Source organism: Cellvibrio sp. ARAG 10.3 (assembly GCF_051846955.1).
GTDB lineage: Bacteria > Pseudomonadota > Gammaproteobacteria > Pseudomonadales > Cellvibrionaceae > Cellvibrio.
Genome location: NZ_JBPYCU010000026.1, coordinates 24870 through 42286, shown reverse-complemented (window position 1 = coordinate 42286; position 17417 = coordinate 24870). Strand labels below are relative to the sequence as shown.

Below are 17417 nucleotides of genomic sequence, written 5' to 3'. Positions count from 1 at the left end.
CTCAAGCATCAAACAGCATACTCACCACAAGCGGCCTGATGGGTTGCTTGTGGTGGTATCGGAGAGATGGTATCTACTCGAGCAATAACAATAACTTTTGCTTCGCTGTACGAACCATTCCGCAACGGCTTGCCGATTTTTTTTGCGCTATTTAACGCGCAAGGACTTCGTTCGCCTTAAAAAAATAATGTGGAGACACTATGAATAACCAACAAACCAAAAACCTGCTGCTGGTTGCTCTGGGCTTGTGCTCCAGTGCCGCCCTGGCAACGGAGTACAACGATCCCTGGTGGACCAACCCGAATGTCAATTCCAGCTTTGTGGATCACTTCAACGGCTCGTCCATCGACCGCAGTAAATGGCTGGTGGAACAAAACATCTTCGTCAACGGCGAAGACATTGATTATCAGGACGTGGAGTATCCCGCACCGGATTGGACTTTCCGCGTAGGGCAAGACGACCCTGCGGCTCTGGATGGCAAGGTGCTGAATTTGAAAGCCCGTTACATGGACGGCGAAATCCAGGATTACTATGGCGGTGTCGCGGGGGAGGGCAAACCGATCTTTATCCGCGCGGGCCGTATTGAGTCACAAATTACTGACGACACGACCTTCGTGTTCGGTAAATTCGAAGCGCGCATCAAGATGCCACCGGCGCGCAATGCTGAATTCCCGGCCTGGTGGCTGCTGGGTAATTTCCCCGACGTGGGCTGGACTGCCTGCCAGGAGCTGGACATCGTCGAGTTCACCGGCAACAACGTGAACACCATTCCCCAGACTCACTGGTCCGCGCCTTACGCCATCTACGGCGGCAACCCTAATCCGGTAACTTACAGCCAGTTCGGCATCAACCCGAGCAACCAGTACGTGACCTACGGCGTGATCAAAACACCGGAGTATGTTGAGTACTATGTGAACGGCGTGAAGACCTACACCTGGTCCCGCGAAAATATGGGCGAGGAGCAACCCTTCCCCTATGTCACGCCCATGCGCATGATCCTCAACCACGCGATTACGCACGTCGAATGGCCGGACGTGGGCAACTACAACGCCTTCTCCACCAACCCCAATGTGGCCAACAAGACCGGCTATACGCGGGTGGTCAATGGGGTAACCGAGTATGAATACCTCGACACCGCCGCGATGAACCAGAACATCGGCCGCGCCGGGACTGACTTCCTGGTGGATTATGTGGCCCACTGGCCGCTGCCGCCCACGGATGCCAGCTACCCTTACATCGACGAGAGCAAGTACAGCTTCTTCCGCGAGAGCAACAACACCGACGGCTTCTACCCCCTGAAAGGCTGGCTCGCGCCGGTGGCGGTGACCGGCGATGACTACGACAAGCCCGGTACGCCGACTGACTTCCGCGATAACGCGCCGGACAACGCCGCCGACGGTTACGTGGGTTCCAAGTGGGCGACGCCGAAGGACGACAACCTCCACTGGGTGGAGATCGACTACGGCAGCGACAGGAACATCAAGTACTTCTGGATCGAGTGGGCCTGGAACCTGCCCAAGTCTTACGACATCTACGGCAAGACCTCGTCCGGTGCCTGGGAGCACATCCTGACTTCGGATCAGGACGCCACCGGCTGGGCCACCCACACCTTTGATGTGAACAAGACCTACCGTTACATCAAGCTGGTGACCAAAGGTCGCATCGACAAATCCGATTCCATCTGGCTGCTGGAATTCAAAGCCTTTGAAGATGTGGCCAATGTGTACTCGAAACCCGCCGGTACCGCGCAGGTGGATCGCACAGTGAACATGCTCTCCAACGGCAACTTCACCGCCGGTCTGGAAGGCTGGGGCACCGAGTCGTTTGACGGTGCAACACCCAGCTACAGCGTTGTGGGCGGCGAAGCGCGCATCACCACCGGGAATCAGGGCGCCAACAGCGGTTCAATCCAGATGCACACCTCCAGCTTCGGCTTGAAGCGCAACTACCGTTACCAGATTTCTTTCCGCGCCCGCGCCTCGGCCGCGCGCGATATCCAGCTGCGTCTGGCGGAAAATGCGCTCAATCCTTCGGGCTCCGGCACTTACCTGACGCAAACTATTGCACTGGGTACAGGAATGAATACCTACACCTACAACCTCGATTTCACTGCCGCCGATAACCCCGGCCGCCTGGCATTTTTGATGGGTAGTATGGGCACGGCAACGGTGTATATCGACGATGTGGTGATCCGCGAAATTACCTATATCGGCAGCGGTGATCCGCTGGTGCCGGCCATTGCGTCGACCAACTTTGTCAGCGCCAGCAGTGGCTGGGAAACCGAGTGGTGGGGCGCAGCACAACGTGCGGTAGACGGCGCGACCGGCAACAAGGCAAGCAGCCGCGAAGGGTTTGAAGGGCAGGACCAGTCGGTCAACATTCGCATCGACCCGCACTATGAAATCAAGGAAGTGCTGGTCGCGGGTGATAACTCCGCACCGCGCAGCCTGGATCAATTCCGCGTGACCTACGGCAGCAACACCCTGATGAGCTGGACGCCCAGCACCACCGACGGCGTCTACGAGAGCTTCACCAACTTTGCCAGCCAGCCGCCGGTGAGCCAGCGCGACTTTACGCTGCACTTCCGTCCGCCGGCCGGGCAACTGGTTGAGGTGTCCGACGTGCAGTTTATGGCTATCGACCATATGCCGCACCGTATCTACACCATCGCGCTGGATGGGGGTGGCTCCATCAGTCCTGCGGGCACAGTGCGCTACAACCGCAACGGCACTGATTCGGCGACCTACACCTTTACGCCGCCCGCCGGGCGCGCCGTGGCCAATGTGATTGTGGATGGCGTGTCGCAAGGGCCATTGAACAGCTATACCTTCAACGGGATCTCCGCAAGCCACACACTCGCCGTCGCCTTTACCGGCAGTGGCCAATCCAGCTCATCATCCAGTAGCGTGCCCAGCTCCAGCAGTTCCTCGGTGTCGAGCAGTTCGTCCAGCAATGGCAGTGTGGTGCTGGTATCCAATGGTCGCCCGACTTTCTCCAGCACGGCGCTGACACCGGCCAGTAACGCCGTGGACGGCGATGCCGGCACCCGGTGGGAATCGGCGCACGGTGTTGATCCCTCGTGGATGAGGGTCGACCTGGGCTCTGCGCGCAACCTGGCGCGGGTGGAGATTGACTGGGAAACGGCTAACGCAGCGGTATACGACATCCAGGGCTCCAACGACAACAGCAACTGGACCACATTGAAGACCGTCACGGGCGGCACCTTTGGTGGCCGTACCGACGTGGAAACCGTCAGCGGCAGCTATCGCTATGTGCGCATCAACGGCACCCAGCGCAGTGCGGGCAACAGCTGGGGTTATTCGATCTGGGAATTGCGTGTATTCGCCAGCAGCGACAGCGCATCGTCCAGCAGTGCCAGCAGCGTCGCTGTGTTAACGCCTGCCGCCGCGACGGCCAGCAGCAATTTCCAGCCAGCCGCCCTGGCCATCGACAACAACGGCGGCACCCGTTGGGAATCCGACCACGGTGTTAGCCCCAGCTGGTTGCGGGTTGACCTGGGCACCGCGCGCAACCTGAGCAAGGTCGAGATTGATTGGGAAGCAGCGAATGCGGCTAATTACACCGTAGAAGGTTCCAACAATGGCACCAGCTGGACCAACCTCGCCACCCACACCGGCGGTACTTTTGGTGCGCGCACGGACAGTAAAAACCTGTCCGGCAGTTATCGCTATGTACGCATCAACGCGACCCAGCGCAGTGCGGGGAACACCTGGGGTTATTCGATCTTTGAAGTGCGGGTGTTTGGGAATTAATTGGTGGAGTTGATGGGTAATTGAGCGGATTGTCGGATTACGCCTATCGGCTAATCCGACCTACTGTTACTCCCACCCGTAGGTCGGATTAGGCGCAGCCGTAATCCGACACCCACCACCAAAAGAAATCACGGCCTCGTTTGCTTGGGCAGCACCGCAAGGTGTTTGCCCTTTTTTTATTTTAATAACGCCATAATTTCCTTGCTATAAATCGAGATCACCAATCCTGTTATACACACACCAATTCCCACCAGTTCTACGACATTCGTCTCCTTGGCTTTCAAAATAAACACTTGGATGACCACCCCAACAATCAGGGCAAAAATATGCGCATAAATCACCATCGCCGGGTAACTGAAAAATTTATCACCGCGCCCGTAATAAATCGCAAAGCCCGTCGTCGCAATAAAAATCAACGGCAAGGACATCCCCGCAATCTTCAACGCATCCACCAGCGACACGAGGCCATCCTGATGTTGTTCGTGAATACCGAGTAAATTGGGGACTTGAACGCACAGCGTAGCGAGGGCTAACCAGAGGAAACAAGCGAGCATCGGGGATCTCCTTAATCAACACAGGTTGACTAAAGAAACCCCAAAAAAAATTTAGTTCGCCAAAACATCAACGCACATGTAGGTCGCGTTAGCCGCACCGCGGCGTAACCCGACACGGGCACCGCGATCAAATTCTCTATTGCGATCCACGCGTCATAAAGGCAGCCAAAATAAGCGCGCAAAAGATGCCGGCGTTGAGCTTGGGTTGCCAATATTCGATAAACAGAAACGTAATCGCGAGCCATCCAAATGCGGCGGCAATAGACAGTAGTAACACAGGTGCTTCGCTGACGAGGTCCATTGCACGCCACGCCAGATAAAGTCCCAACAAACCAAACGCCACCTTTCCCAAGGAAAAGGCAGAGTTAAGCCCATAGTAAAGCGTGGTCTCCAGGCCGGGTGCACGCATGCCGCGCACATATTGGGAAACCACATCGACGCTGAAATGCAACACGCCGGTAAGTGCGAGCCAGCCATAGGCCGCGTAAATAAAATATTTATGCATGGTGAGTTCTCATGTTGATCTGATTGGGCGATGTAAGAAAACGGCTAGGCGTCATCCCAGCCAATCGTTCACTTGTGTCTTTGCGAGGATGGGTTGCCACTGTGTCTGCCACCGATCAAGAGCACTATCGTCGCCGTCAAACGTCGACGCCAGAAACGCCAAAGCGAGATCCGCAGTAGCAAGTTTGACTTTAGGGTTGAGTGAAAAACCGCCGGTGAAGGAACGATCTGTGAACATACTGTGAGAACCGCCCCTGAACACAGCAAGCAACTTGTGTGGATTGGTGATGGCCTCGAATATGGCCAGCCGATCTTCGGCGCCCGAGCGATAACCGGGAATTTGAATCACGTCGTCTGTGGCAGTGATGTGAATACTTGGAACCGTGATATTTTTTAAAATCGCAGCCAAGTCGGACTCGCCGTAGAACGGCGGCGCGGAGATAACAACCGCAGCGGCAAATCGTGCGTCCAGGCAGTCTATCGTCTGACCGTTTCTTACGACTTGCGCGCCAACAGTAAGCAGCGTGGTATTGGCACCGTAGGAGTGACCTGCCGCGACCAGACGTTGAGGGTTTATCGCAGCAGCCTGATAACCGGACGCATCTGACAGAATGTTATCCAGTGCAAAACGCATATCAGCGGCGCGTGCGATAGCCTCTTGTTCCTGCGCCGCTGCCTGTAATCGGCTGACGACAGCGAATGGATTGCCTCGCCACAGGGCTCTGTCACTGCCACTATGTTGGATATGCAGACTCGCCACGCCACGGGCGGACCAATATTTACCGAGGTAGCTGTAGCCTTCCCGTGAGCCCCCGATCCCGTGTGAAAACACCACCAGGGGCACCGACTGTTCGGCTACCCCAGTGGCTGGCCAATACAGGCGTGTGGGTACCGGGCGCGAGCGGGTCCGATCAACCCAGTCGAAATCGGTGATCAGATACGGCGGTGCTGGGTGTTGAGCAGTTCCCGCAACAGTCGGCATGGCCAATGTTGCCAACCCGGCCAGTAGCATGGCATTCATTTGTCGGCGGCTTACTGGCACTTCCCTGGCGCGTCTGGAAGCCTGTACTAAAGGGCGATTAGTGTCCATAAGTCACTCCGGTAAGCGCTTCGGACACCCGCCATAGCTTTGCCGCATCCGCCTCCAGTGCTTGAGGAGGAATTCTGGCCGGGGTGGGGTAACCTCGGGTTTCGCTGAGCTTGTCGGGGCCGTAATAGTGGCCGCCTTGCGCCTGGGGCGAGGTGGCGGCATAGAGGGTTGGCAAAGCACCCTGGTCTGCCGGTTGAAACAGAAACCACAAGTAGCGACGAGCCATGGCGGCGGCACTGCGCGCACCCGCGCCGTTGGGTAACAAATCCGTGCGTGAAATTCCCGGGTGTGCTGCCATGCTCTGAATACCCCACCCCGCAGCAGTGCTAAGGCGCTGCAATTCAAAGGCAAACATCAGGCAAGCTAGTTTCGATTGGCTGTAAGCGACCATAGGCTGGTAGCGGTGCTCTGACTGCAAGTCATCGAAATGAATAGCACCACCTCGGGCGGCAACGCTTGACAGGGTGACAATACGCGGGTCGTTGCCCTGACGCAGCAGCGGCAATAGCTGCGCGGTCAACGCAAAATGGCCCAGATAATTGGTACCAAACTGCAATTCAAATCCGTCCTGCGTCACGCGACGTTTCGGTGGCGTCATGACGGCCGCGTTGTTAATCAGTAGATCGAGGCTGTGTCGGGAATTACGCAATCTGTGGCTAAAAGCGCTGATAGAGTCGAGAGCAGCAAGATCCAGAACTTCAAATGTGACGCGCGCGAAAGGAACCAGATGACGAATCTGATCGACCGCTGCCGCACCTTTGGATGCATCTCGACCGGCAATGATGACATCCGCACCGGCTCGTGCCAGCGCCAGTGCATCCTGAAATCCGAGGCCGCCCGTGCCCGTCACGACCACTGTTCGACCGAATTGAGGGGGTATATCGGAAATTGTCCAATTCATGATTGTTGCCTGATACAAGGAGAGAGGGGTAACCTAGGTGCACAAAAAATAGCACCCAGTGCATATATTGTTGCACTGAGTGCATAAATGCAACAGGTTATCTGCAGGTTTATCTGAAATGTCGGGAACTCTACCCCCTGCGGGCGCTATGCCCGCAGAAGGCTTACGCGAACGCAAGCGTCGCGAAACCCGCCAGCGCATCGCCGAAACCGGCTGGCGTTTATTCCTCGCCAACGGTTACGAAAGCACGACGCTGGATGTTATTGCCGCAGAAGCCGGCATCTCTCGTCGTGCCTTTTTCTCGTATTTCAAATCGAAGGACGACATCATCCTCTTCTGGCAGGATGCCAGTTGGGCGAGCCTATATGCCGACATCCTGAAGGTATCGCCGGATATTCCGCCGCTGGATGCCGTATGCAATGTGATGGTGGAGCATATCGCGCGCTATCCAACTGAGCAGATGACCGCCATCGACAATCTGATGCGCTCAAGCGAATCACTGTTAGCACGCAAACACACCTACTACATGGAACAGGAACAGGCGCTTTTTAAAACCTTGTGTGAAGTCTGGCGGCAGCCGGAACGGCGCACGGCATTGCGGATGGTGGCCATTGTGGCCATTGGTGCTGCGAGGCTAACGACCCAGACATGGCACAGCCAACCCGGCCTGCGAAAGCCGATGGCCAAGGTTCTTCTGGATGCTTTCGAGAGTTTGAAAAACGAGCTTTAACGAGGGCTGCCAGGTGATTAAGGCCGGTCACGTTTAGACGAGTTGTGTGATGATTAGCGAGAGATGCGCAATCCATCCAACATCCACTTGAACGCTTCAATTGCGTTGTCGACAACGCGCTCGGGATCATCACTGGCGGCGATCCATAAGGCGGCGTTCAAGGCCGCGCCGTTGAGCAGCCGCGCGGCCGCCTCGGCGTTTACGGGCTTGATGGTGCCTTCTTCAATCAGCTTTTCGATGGTGTGAATGGTCATCTGCAGGCAATTATTCTGGCTCGGCCATTGCGAAGGATCGCCCAGCACCGCCGGGCCATCCAGCAATACGATGCGTTGCACTTCGGGGTTCAGCGCCATCTCAATATAGGCTACACCCTCCGCTACCAGCCCATCCCACAAGCTGCCTGCCTCGCCCGCCAGGTGATGAGCGTGGGACGCCATTTCGGTGTCGATCTGATCCACCACCGCCATCAACAGCCCTTTTTTATCGCCGAAGGTGTGGTAGAGCGCCCCGCGCGTGAGACCCACCGATGCGGTGATGTCATCCATCGACGCCGCGGCGTACCCCTTTTCTGCAAAGGCTTTACGTGCAGCCTGGATAAGCTTGCGGCGAGTCTCCTCAACCTTTTCGGATCGTTTCATAAAAACTTCTCGGAAATAAATGCATTTTTTGATTTACATACGGCGCGTATGTGTTTAATATTTTTACATACGCTGCGTATGTTAGTCCGGCCGGCTGAACATCTCAACTATTGCGTACCCTTACGACTGGCAAGTCAGTCTCACTCCAGAGGAATTTAATGATGAACCAACGCCAGGCAATTTTTCCCGCCGAGCGCCATGCGCTCTATGAACAACACAAATACTCCGCCGCTATACAATCCGGCGACCTGCTTTTTGTTTCCGGCCAGGTCGGAAGCCGGGCGGATGGCACACCCGAGCCGGAATATGAACGTCAGGTGCAACTGGCTTTCGACAATCTGGAAAATGTATTGAAAGCGGCAGGCTGCACATTTGCGGATGTTGTGGATGTCACCAGTTTCCATACCGATCCCGCAACGCAATTTGAAACCTTTATGGCGGTGAGAGAAAAAAATATCGGCGCAGCACCCTATCCGAACTGGACCGCCATTGGTGTTAACTGGCTGGCGGGCTTTGATGTTGAACTCAAAGTGATTGCACGCGTGCCACACGCCGGATAAAAAATTTTCGCCTGCATCAACGGCATGGTGCAGGCGAATTGCATCGTTTCGCACAGCATACAAAAAGCTGTTTATCTTTCTTTACACCGCGTGCAACCCGATCGCCTTGCTTTACAGTTGTCATATAATATACATTTTCGCTGGCACCGCCTCAGCAAGATGATGCATTTCATCAATAGAATGTTTTTTATTTTTAAAAGTAAATAAAAAGCTGACGAATGTTTCCTCACCGCTTGGCTTGCGCATGTCGTGATTATTTTTGCGTGGCTTATTTCTGCGAATTAATTTTTCCCGCAGTTTATATCCATCGATAAATGGAACGATGTTGATAACAAAATTAATAATTTTTAGGAGAAAAATGTATGCAACGGCAATTGATCAGCGCTTTAAAATTCCTGACCCTGAGTTTCATGTTGCTGGGTAGCCTGGCCGCTTTTGCCCAGGATGGAAAAATGTATCCCATCGATGCGCCCAAAGAGCCCGGGGCGATCCCGCTGAATACCGGTGGGGTAGACGGGCAGCCGGCAGAAGAATCCTGGTTCCGTCAGTGGGGCGATCCCATGGCGAGAAATATTACCAAAGCCACACTCACGCCATTTCTCGCTGACCCGAAAAAAGCCAACGGCACCAGCGTTATCGTTGCGCCGGGTGGTGGATTCATGTGGCTCTCCATGGGTAACGAAGGCTGGGAAGTTGCAGAGGCGCTCGCTGCGCGCGGCATCAATGCATTCGTACTGAAATATCGACTTCAGCCGACCGCTGCAACGCTGGAAGATTTTGAAAAGCAAATGAATCAGCGTTTTGCAGAAGCCGAAAAAAATTCGAGCGATAGTAAAACGGATCAACCACGCAGAAGAATGCACGGCGACCTGAGCAATCAGCTCGCGGATGTAGAAGCTGCTTATGCGTTGATAAAAAGTCGCGCGGATGAATGGAATGTCGATATGAAAAAAATCGGCATGATGGGGTTCTCGGCGGGTGCAGGTTTAACCATGGCAACCACGCTGCAATCCAAAAAAGTCGACCTGGCATTTATCGCGCCGATTTACGGTGGTATGAATGCGGTTGAGGTTCCTAAAGATGCGCCGCCAATGTTTGCGGCTATTGCGGTTGATGATTTCCTGTTTCACGGTGAATTTGGCCTTATAAAATCCTGGTACGACGCCAAGATTCCGGTGGAGTTTCACCTGTATCAAAACGGCGGGCATGGATTTGGTTTGGGCAATCCTGATCGCACCAGCAATAAATGGTTTGATGCGTTTATGCATTGGCTCGACGTCAATGGTTTTCTCAAGTCCTAAAGAAACACTGCTGTCGAACGCTTAATGTTCGGCAGCAGACCGATAAGGGACATTGCCTCTCGTTACATTGTTGCGACACAACGTTGATCGCGCAATGACAGGAGAAAGCTATGCAGCCGGATTCCAATGGCATGTCCCGTTCCCTCTGGTTGGCGACCGAAACGGCGCCGCCATTTCCTGCGCTGACAAGCGATGCGACGACTGATGTTTGTGTTATCGGCGCTGGCATCGGCGGACTTACTACGGCTTACCTTTTGGCGTGCGCCGGAAAAAGCGTTGTCGTGATCGATGCAATCGGAATTGGCGCAGGCGAAACAGGTCGCACCACGGCGCACTTTTTCCCGCCCGACGAATGGTATGCCAGCCTTGAGGATTCATTTGGGACCGAGCAGGCGGCGCAAATCTCCAGTAGCTACAAGGCAGCCACTGATCTGGTGGAGTCGATCATCGCGAGTGAAGCGATTGATTGCCACTTTGAGCGGCTCCCTGGTTATCTGTTTTCGCTGGCTAAGGAAGGGCATGAGGAAATCGAAAATGAATTTCAGGCAGCGCAGCGTGCCGGCGCTGAGTCAACAAAACTGGAGCGCGTTCCCGGGTTGAGTTTTGATTCAGGGGTCTGCATTGAATTTCAGCGCCTCGCCCAATTTCATCCGATGAAATATCTGAACGGGCTCGCTAAAGCTATCGTCAAACGTGGCGGAAAAATTTTTTGTGGTACGCGCGCGTCAGCAATAACTCACAACGACGACGGCCATGTGGTTAACACTCAGGGCGGCAATATTTCATCTGCCGCTGTTGTGGTGGCAACCAATACACCCTTCAACAAAGAAACCATGCTCACGCACACCAAACAGGCACCCTACCAGACTTATGTGGTTGGTGTACGTGTGCCGAAGGGCAGTGTGCCGCGTGTGCTGCTCTGGGATACCGGGGATCCTTATTATTATGTCCGTCTTGCTGAAGATGACCAACAACCGGATTACGATATTCTTGTCGTTGGTGGAGCGGATCATAAGACCGGCCATGATAAACACCCGCAACATCGTTATGACCAACTCGAACAATGGGTGCGCGAGCGTTTTCCCATGGCGCTCTCAGTGGAGTATCGCTGGTCCGGACAAGTCATGGAGCCTGCAGACGGCTTGGCCTATCTCGGTCGCAATCCGCTGGGCGACAAAAATACTTACATCATCACTGGCGATTCCGGAAACGGTATGACCCATTGCACCATCGGTGCGATGATCATCTCGGATCTGATTTGCGGGCGCGAAAACAAATGGGAAGCGCTTTACAGTCCGAAGCGCAAAATTACCCACGGTCTCGCCGAGTTTTTCAGTGAACAGGCCGACGTGGCGATGAAATACAGTGAATGGTTAAGCGCCGGCGAAGTGAAATCTGTTGAGGACATCCGGCACGGCGAAGGTGCTATCGTGCGTGAAGGTATTCATAAACTGGCGGTGTATCGCGATGAACAGGGAAGCCTTCACTCGCTTTCCGCTAAATGCACGCATATGGGTTGCGTCGTCCATTTTAATGCGGCCGAACGCTCGTGGGATTGCCCTTGCCACGGCTCCCGTTTTAGCACCAGCGGTGATGTGTTACATGGCCCGGCCACTTCGCCCTTAAGTAAAGCAGGTAACTAGATGCGTTGGAAAAAATATCTGACAACAAAGCGAAGACGAGGATATCTCAGGCTCCTGCGACCAACTCGTCGGGCAAGCTTACCCGCGTTCGCATGATTAATTCGCTTAGTATTTTTTCCCGCATCAGGGCGGGCAACAACCTTGCGACGGTGAAGGCTATGTTTCGTCCCTGCGGATGGGCCAGCAAGTTGGCAAGTAGTCGCGCAGCTCGCAGGGGCTGAGCAAGATCTTCGTGTGCTCGCCGGTGATAGGCCGATGAATCGCCATTTATGCCATGAATCTGCGCGGCGAGTGTTGCGGTATGCAGAGCGATAGCGATGCCGTCGCCAGCAAACGATGGAATGACGGCGGCCTGATCACCCAGCCGAAATAAGTCCGGCACCGCATCAGCAGGTGAAGCGATAAAGCCATAAGGGATGCCGGCGACTGCCAGAGGCTCGTGCCACAGCGGCGTTAACCCGGCGAGACGTAAGCGCAGGTGCGATGAGGTGTCGGCGAGCCAACGGAGTACTTCAGGCCAGCTACCACCACAGGTTTTATAAATCTCCTGCCGGATCAGAAAGCACAGGTTCACGACCCCATTTTCAATCGGCTCAAGGCCTGCGTAACCGCCATCGAACAGATGAATCTCAACAGCCTCCTGCCAGTCATGCAGGTTGCCGGGGAAAAGATGCATCTTGAAGCCAATAAAAAGATTCCCGGTAAACCGCGCATTTTCTTCCGTTTCTTTTTGCAGTGGCCGCTGCCAATCGCGCAATTCGTGTTTGCCATTAGCAAGGAAGATGGTCTTTGCTGACCGCACGGCTCGCTGAGTCACCGGAGCCAATTTTTTTTGCGTTGTTAATTCCCATCCGTTGCCTGCGCGCGACAATTTTCGAACAGCAGTACCGAGTTCCACGCTGGCGCCCGCAACCTTCGCCTGGTCAAGCAACGCGGAATCCAGGGTGCGGCGTGACAGGCTCCATGCAGTGAATGGCAAAGCAAAATGTAAATCTTGTTCGCCGTTATAAAACCGCGCGCGGCGGATCGGTTGTGCGCCCAGTGCCGGTAAATCCAGACCCAGATTTTTGAGGTGATGCGCTGCTTCGTAACTGATAAATTCACCGCACACTTTATGATGCGGACCTGCTTGCCGTTCCAGAAGGCGCACTGGCATGCCGCGGCGGGCCAAATGAATGGCTGCTGCTGCGCCCGCTGGCCCACCGCCGATAATGATGGTTTCGTCGCGCATCATGTTGCCGCCGTTGTTTTCCGGATTGTTTTATCACAGGACACGCACAGTCGGAACGGAAAATACCATTGAATGCGCACTTGCCCTGCAATTCCCGCTTCGTGTATCAGATGTTGCCAGTCAGTGCGGGTAAACGCACGGGCGACTGACACGGCAGCATCGTTGCGAATTAATCGGTTACGGCTGAATAATGCCGTAGCTGTCTTGATGAAATAATAAGGAAGTGGATGGCGGTGCAGGTCGTTGATAAACCAACCCTTACGTGCACGGCGATCCATCCAGCGTAGAAACTCGACGATCTGCATGTTAGTCAGGTGATGGGTGAAGAGCGAAGAAATAATAAGATCGACAGGCCGCTCCGGCTCAAACGAAAAAATGTTGGCAGTCTCATAACTAATTGCGGAAACCGTGGGCCAGGAAGCGGCAGATTTTTTTGCCCAGGGATTCAGGTCCACACCAACTAACTGGTTGTGTTTTTCCCCAATAACACGAGCAGGCCATCGCCGGGCGATCTGGCGCAACATGTCTCCACCGCCAGTGGCGGCATCGAGAATATACAAGGGTTCGTTGCGCTTAAACCAGGGGCTAAGCCATTGCAGCGTGGGGCGGTAGGCCAGGGTTAACTGGTTGATCCGTTCCAGTCCAATAAGACAATCATGAAATTCCTCGAACGAAATGTTTTCTTCGTCCATCAATTCGGTTTCATCGCTGCGTTGACTGAAATCGCGCATGACCCAGTGTTATTCCTGTAGCGCAAAACGCATGCTTTCTACCGTGAGTCCGGGGCCGAATGCCATAGCCAGCCCTTGCCCGGCTCTCGTTGATTTTTCCAGCATAGCCTGCAGTACAAACATTATGGTTGCCGAGGACATATTGCCGAATTTTCTCAACACTTCGCGGGAGTCTCTCAGCTGCTGTTCCTCAAGTTTTGCACCGGTTTTTACCGCATCCAGCACCGTGCGACCGCCGGGATGAATAGCCCAGTATTCGATGTCATCGCGTGTGCATGTATGTAACAGCGTGTTCATTACCGCAGGGAGATGGCTGGCGATGGCACCAGGTACTTGCCCTGACAAGTACATATCGAAACCGTTGTCGCCAATTCGCCAGGTAATCAAGTCTTCCGTGTGCGGAAGTACCACGGCCTCAAAACCCTGTACTTCAATTCCCGTCGGTTGCGCCGACACAATACTTGCGGCACAACCATCAGAAAAAATTGCGAAGGATAAAATTTCTTCAAGCGTGCCGCCGGGTTTTAGGTGCAGTGTGCAAAGTTCAAGATTTAATACCACCACTTTTGCCCGGGACTCGGACCGGACAATGTGTCGCGCCAGCTTGAGTGCGTTGATCGCAGCATAACAACCCATAAACCCCACTGTGGTGCGTTCAATGCCATCGCGCAATCCGTAATGGCGAATCAGCTGGTGATCCAGCCCCGGTGCATAAAATCCTGTGCAGGTGGTGGTGATCAGATGCGTGGTATCAGTGAGATCAAGTTGATCCAGTGCACGCTTCGCGAGAATAAACGCATGGTGTTCGTAAAATGCCATACGCGCTTGTGTGCAGGGAAATGCGTCTTGTTGATAAAAACCTTCCACGTCCAGCTTGTCTTTGTCGGTGTGAGGTGCAAGAAATGAATACCGGTGTTCGATTTGCGATCTTTCCGCCATCCGCTGAAAAATCTTGAGCGAGCGTTCATCCGGTAACAGCCGCGGGCAATAATCAATGAACTTGTCATGTACATCAAAATCCGGCACGGCGGTGGCGATGCTGTTGATATAAGCTGAAGGCATTTTCCTGGGTTCCTTACGACGCGAGGCATAAGGTTTGGATGATGGGCCAGGAAATAGTTTCACAGGATTCGCGAGCTTCTACCGCTTCTGTATCCTTGGGCTCATATCGGCCAGTCATGGCATTGAGCCCGATGACTGGCGCATATGAGCGAGATGATTATGGCGAAAATCGCAGGCCTCAGCGAGGCGCTGCATCCCAGACCCGGCCAGAAGCAGTACCGTCGTTTGCCGGATTGAAAACTTCAACGGCCATAACCTGGTATGTAGGGTCATCACTCGCATTAAAGTTGTTCATGTCGGGAATAATCCAGCCAGTATCGGCCCAGGCTTTCACGTGGTCAGCAAAGATAATCTTATGATCTTCACCCAGTGGCCGTTGCTCGGAGGGTTTGCTCCAGTATTGATAGAAAGTGGACGGGCCGTTTATGGATGGCTTCTCTTCGCGTATTGAGCGGTAAGTGGAATACTCTACACCGTCACTGATAAACGTTTTTCCATAGGTGCCATCTTTGCTCGGGTCGTAGGTCCAGCGTTGCAAGATGTAGTATTCGACCAAATGTGCGGGATCAGCGGCAGACATATTTTTGTCGTAACCCCACCCGTATAACGTGATATAGCTTGCGCCGCTGTCTTCGTTGAAGCGATAGCCAATGACTCTGTCTTTATCACCGAAATGCCACCCCGGGCCGCCCACGTAGTTATAGCCACCGCCTTCCCAACTCACGCTGAAGGCGCCGTCGGTGTTCAAGGATAAGGATGCAGAACCCCCGTCTTTCCAATGTGTAAAGAAAAAATCACCGATATGGCCGGTTGCATGATTTTGCGTAATGACGGCGGCTTCAGAAAATTTTTGGGTATAGGCTTTGAATTTTTCTATGGAGCTGGTTGCCGGGTTCTTAACAGCCTCTTCGTTTTTGTCTGCGACTTTCTGTTCTTCTGCACAACTCAATAGACCGCATAGGCCCAGCAACAGGGTTGTCTTTAAAAAATAATTTTTCACGCGGTAATCCTCTGTTTGTCGGTGGTCCGTTTATTTATTGGTAATCCGGGTAGGATTAATTAAAGCTCAAGAACGCGTTCAATGCCAGGTAGTTATCAAGGTTTGTCTGCCAGATTCACTACGGATGCTTGATGTAAACACGTGCAAAGAAACGTGAGCTTTTTGTAATCAATCAACGATTACATTATACGCGTTCAGTTTTGCTTTATAGCGGCCGTAAAACCAACCTGCCATAGGCAATAAACGCACAAATGGCGGCAACAACAAGCCAATACACGATGGCGTGGTAGCTGTTATCGCCCGATGCGATGTGCAGTCCGCAAAAGAGCAGCATTTCTATCGCAATACAGATCGCCGCAATAGGCACCAGCACGACCAGGGGTTTATAAAACGCAGGCAGGATCAAACACAGCGCGATCACCAGTTCCAGGCCACCCAGTGTTTGCCACAGGCTTGTGGGAATGGCCTTCAGTGAGGGCATGGTTTGTTCGGCGGAGTGAGAAAATTTCCATACCGCGCCCATGATGGTGTGCAAGGCGAGCAGGACTTGAAGAACCCATAGAAAGATATTCATGTTTAAACTCCGTTGTTGTTGGGGATGGCTGGGGTAACAATCGCTTTGATACTGAAGGTGTCCAGGGTTTTTCTGTCCATCACGACATCAATAGCGGTAATTTTTTCGTCTTTTACCGTGAAGCAGAAGGCCACCACAGTTTTTCCATTCATGCCCCAGGTTGCGCCGGCAGCGCCGTTAACCAGCGTAAGCTGCGCACCCGCTGCGCGACCTTTGAAGGTATCGGCCACATTTTTTGCACCGGTGATTTCGGGTTTAAATGCCGGTGCGCCTTTGGCCTTATTCGCGCTGCTGATTTTAATCGCGGTGTCATCGGCACGGAGAATAATGTCCGGATGCAGCAGGTTGATCAGCGCATCAAAATTCCCTTCACGGGAGGCTGCTAAAAAAGCGACCACTACCGCGTGTTGCCGCGGGCTGTTTGCTTGCGGTGTGGTGCCACCCCGAACACGCCGGCGCGCGCGGCTGGCGAGTTGACGCGCAGCGGCTTCGGTGCGATCAATAATGGGCGCGATCTCATCAAAGGGCAGGTCGAATAAATCATGCAATACAAATGCGATGCGCTCGGTGGGCGTTAAGGTGTCGAGCACCAACAACAGGGCGGGGCCGAGTGTATCGGCGATCAAAAAATGACTTTCGGGATCGCCGCTGCCGTCATCCGCCGCGTCATACAGCATATCCTCCAGGGATTCCGCAGTGCTCGCTTTACGCGCACGGAGCATGTCCAGGCACACGCGGGCAACAACGGTGGTGAGCCAGCCGCCGAGGTTGTCGATGCCGTCCGACCCGATGCGGTTCAGCCGAAGCCAGGCTTCCTGCACGGCATCTTCGGCTTCACTGTTTGAGCCCAGCATACGATAAGCCACGCTGTGTAAATGGTGTCGAGCACTTTCAAAGCGCTGTGTTAATCCGTCCTGTTTTGCCATCTTGTATAGAGCCCCTGGGGTTTTTTGTTTGTTTCAACATCCATGACGAATCAGCGCCATGAAATGTGACAGGCAGGTAGAAAAAACAGTTTGTACGAAGTTTTATACCTTTGTAGAGAAATAGGGTGAATCAGCGCGTTTGTACAACTCACGACCTAAAGTGGGAATGTGCGTTGTCTGTTAATCGAACGTGCCATGT

General features: G+C 53.8%; 16 protein-coding genes. 5 read left to right on the top strand and 11 right to left on the bottom strand.

Features of this window, described 5'->3' with window-relative positions; genetic code table 11:
* Positions 1-200: 200 nt before the first annotated feature.
* Positions 201-3773, top strand: coding sequence for a discoidin domain-containing protein (locus tag ACSV5M_RS20605; RefSeq protein ID WP_439178648.1), 3573 nt, complete (start codon positions 201-203; stop codon positions 3771-3773).
* Between the two features lie 176 nt (positions 3774-3949).
* Here the strand turns inward: ACSV5M_RS20605 and ACSV5M_RS20600 are convergent, their stop codons facing one another.
* The 4 genes from ACSV5M_RS20600 to ACSV5M_RS20585 form a co-directional block, all read right to left on the bottom strand.
* Complete coding sequence (locus ACSV5M_RS20600) at positions 3950-4327, bottom strand: hypothetical protein (protein ID WP_439178645.1); 378 nt, start codon at positions 4325-4327, stop codon at positions 3950-3952.
* Positions 4328-4463: 136 nt separating this feature from the next.
* Positions 4464-4832 (bottom strand): hypothetical protein, encoded by a 369-nt coding sequence (locus tag ACSV5M_RS20595; RefSeq protein ID WP_439178644.1) that lies wholly within the window; start codon positions 4830-4832, stop codon positions 4464-4466.
* Between the two features lie 51 nt (positions 4833-4883).
* Positions 4884-5921 carry an alpha/beta hydrolase family protein gene (locus ACSV5M_RS20590; protein WP_439178643.1) on the bottom strand — a complete coding sequence of 346 codons (1038 nt, stop codon included), beginning with the start codon at positions 5919-5921 and terminating at the stop codon, positions 4884-4886.
* Positions 5911-6822: an SDR family oxidoreductase gene (locus tag ACSV5M_RS20585; protein ID WP_439178641.1), complete on the bottom strand. Its 912-nt coding sequence runs from the start codon at positions 6820-6822 to the stop codon at positions 5911-5913. The genes ACSV5M_RS20590 and ACSV5M_RS20585 overlap by 11 nt, the downstream gene beginning before the upstream one ends.
* A 118-nt stretch (positions 6823-6940) precedes the next feature.
* Between ACSV5M_RS20585 and ACSV5M_RS20580 the strand changes: the two genes are divergently transcribed.
* Positions 6941-7552: a TetR/AcrR family transcriptional regulator gene (locus ACSV5M_RS20580; RefSeq protein ID WP_439178640.1), complete on the top strand. Its 612-nt coding sequence runs from the start codon at positions 6941-6943 to the stop codon at positions 7550-7552.
* A gap of 53 nt (positions 7553-7605) precedes the next feature.
* Here ACSV5M_RS20580 and ACSV5M_RS20575 read toward each other — a convergent pair whose 3' ends face one another.
* Positions 7606-8190 carry a TetR/AcrR family transcriptional regulator gene (locus ACSV5M_RS20575; protein WP_439178639.1) on the bottom strand — a complete coding sequence of 195 codons (585 nt, stop codon included), beginning with the start codon at positions 8188-8190 and terminating at the stop codon, positions 7606-7608.
* 158 nt (positions 8191-8348) lie between these two features.
* Between ACSV5M_RS20575 and ACSV5M_RS20570 the strand changes: the two genes are divergently transcribed.
* From ACSV5M_RS20570 to ACSV5M_RS20560, 3 genes are all read left to right on the top strand, one after another.
* Positions 8349-8750 carry a RidA family protein gene (locus tag ACSV5M_RS20570; RefSeq protein ID WP_439178638.1) on the top strand — a complete coding sequence of 134 codons (402 nt, stop codon included), beginning with the start codon at positions 8349-8351 and terminating at the stop codon, positions 8748-8750.
* A 362-nt stretch (positions 8751-9112) separates the two neighbouring features.
* Entirely contained in the window at positions 9113-10051 is a 939-nt protein-coding gene (locus ACSV5M_RS20565) for an alpha/beta hydrolase (RefSeq protein WP_439178637.1), read from the top strand.
* A gap of 110 nt (positions 10052-10161) precedes the next feature.
* Positions 10162-11694 (top strand): FAD-dependent oxidoreductase, encoded by a 1533-nt coding sequence (locus tag ACSV5M_RS20560; protein WP_439178636.1) that lies wholly within the window; start codon positions 10162-10164, stop codon positions 11692-11694.
* Between the two features lie 46 nt (positions 11695-11740).
* Here ACSV5M_RS20560 and ACSV5M_RS20555 read toward each other — a convergent pair whose 3' ends face one another.
* The 6 genes from ACSV5M_RS20555 to ACSV5M_RS20530 form a co-directional block, all read right to left on the bottom strand.
* Complete coding sequence (locus ACSV5M_RS20555) at positions 11741-12928, bottom strand: NAD(P)/FAD-dependent oxidoreductase (RefSeq protein ID WP_439178635.1); 1188 nt, start codon at positions 12926-12928, stop codon at positions 11741-11743.
* Positions 12925-13656: a methyltransferase domain-containing protein gene (locus ACSV5M_RS20550; RefSeq protein ID WP_439178633.1), complete on the bottom strand. Its 732-nt coding sequence runs from the start codon at positions 13654-13656 to the stop codon at positions 12925-12927. The genes ACSV5M_RS20555 and ACSV5M_RS20550 overlap by 4 nt, the downstream gene beginning before the upstream one ends.
* A gap of 9 nt (positions 13657-13665) precedes the next feature.
* Entirely contained in the window at positions 13666-14718 is a 1053-nt protein-coding gene (locus ACSV5M_RS20545) for a type III polyketide synthase (RefSeq protein ID WP_439178631.1), read from the bottom strand.
* 178 nt (positions 14719-14896) lie between these two features.
* Entirely contained in the window at positions 14897-15718 is an 822-nt protein-coding gene (locus ACSV5M_RS20540; protein WP_439178629.1) for a glycoside hydrolase family 11 protein, read from the bottom strand.
* A 205-nt stretch (positions 15719-15923) separates the two neighbouring features.
* Complete coding sequence (locus tag ACSV5M_RS20535) at positions 15924-16292, bottom strand: DoxX family protein (RefSeq protein WP_439178628.1); 369 nt, start codon at positions 16290-16292, stop codon at positions 15924-15926.
* A gap of 2 nt (positions 16293-16294) precedes the next feature.
* Positions 16295-17218 carry a sigma-70 family RNA polymerase sigma factor gene (locus ACSV5M_RS20530; protein ID WP_439178627.1) on the bottom strand — a complete coding sequence of 308 codons (924 nt, stop codon included), beginning with the start codon at positions 17216-17218 and terminating at the stop codon, positions 16295-16297.
* Positions 17219-17417: the final 199 nt, after the last annotated feature.

Bases quoted from the DNA above. Each gene is read 5' to 3' on its own strand.
- ACSV5M_RS20605 (WP_439178648.1), top strand. From the start codon at position 201: ATGAATAACCAACAAACCAAAAACCTGCTGCTGGTTGCTCTGGGCTTG.
- ACSV5M_RS20600 (WP_439178645.1), bottom strand. From the start codon at position 4,327: ATGCTCGCTTGTTTCCTCTGGTTAGCCCTCGCTACGCTGTGCGTTCAA.
- ACSV5M_RS20595 (WP_439178644.1), bottom strand. From the start codon at position 4,832: ATGCATAAATATTTTATTTACGCGGCCTATGGCTGGCTCGCACTTACC.
- ACSV5M_RS20590 (WP_439178643.1), bottom strand. From the start codon at position 5,921: ATGGACACTAATCGCCCTTTAGTACAGGCTTCCAGACGCGCCAGGGAA.
- ACSV5M_RS20585 (WP_439178641.1), bottom strand. From the start codon at position 6,822: ATGAATTGGACAATTTCCGATATACCCCCTCAATTCGGTCGAACAGTG.
- ACSV5M_RS20580 (WP_439178640.1), top strand. From the start codon at position 6,941: ATGTCGGGAACTCTACCCCCTGCGGGCGCTATGCCCGCAGAAGGCTTA.
- ACSV5M_RS20575 (WP_439178639.1), bottom strand. From the start codon at position 8,190: ATGAAACGATCCGAAAAGGTTGAGGAGACTCGCCGCAAGCTTATCCAG.
- ACSV5M_RS20570 (WP_439178638.1), top strand. From the start codon at position 8,349: ATGATGAACCAACGCCAGGCAATTTTTCCCGCCGAGCGCCATGCGCTC.
- ACSV5M_RS20565 (WP_439178637.1), top strand. From the start codon at position 9,113: ATGCAACGGCAATTGATCAGCGCTTTAAAATTCCTGACCCTGAGTTTC.
- ACSV5M_RS20560 (WP_439178636.1), top strand. From the start codon at position 10,162: ATGCAGCCGGATTCCAATGGCATGTCCCGTTCCCTCTGGTTGGCGACC.
- ACSV5M_RS20555 (WP_439178635.1), bottom strand. From the start codon at position 12,928: ATGATGCGCGACGAAACCATCATTATCGGCGGTGGGCCAGCGGGCGCA.
- ACSV5M_RS20550 (WP_439178633.1), bottom strand. From the start codon at position 13,656: ATGCGCGATTTCAGTCAACGCAGCGATGAAACCGAATTGATGGACGAA.
- ACSV5M_RS20545 (WP_439178631.1), bottom strand. From the start codon at position 14,718: ATGCCTTCAGCTTATATCAACAGCATCGCCACCGCCGTGCCGGATTTT.
- ACSV5M_RS20535 (WP_439178628.1), bottom strand. From the start codon at position 16,292: ATGAATATCTTTCTATGGGTTCTTCAAGTCCTGCTCGCCTTGCACACC.
- ACSV5M_RS20530 (WP_439178627.1), bottom strand. From the start codon at position 17,218: ATGGCAAAACAGGACGGATTAACACAGCGCTTTGAAAGTGCTCGACAC.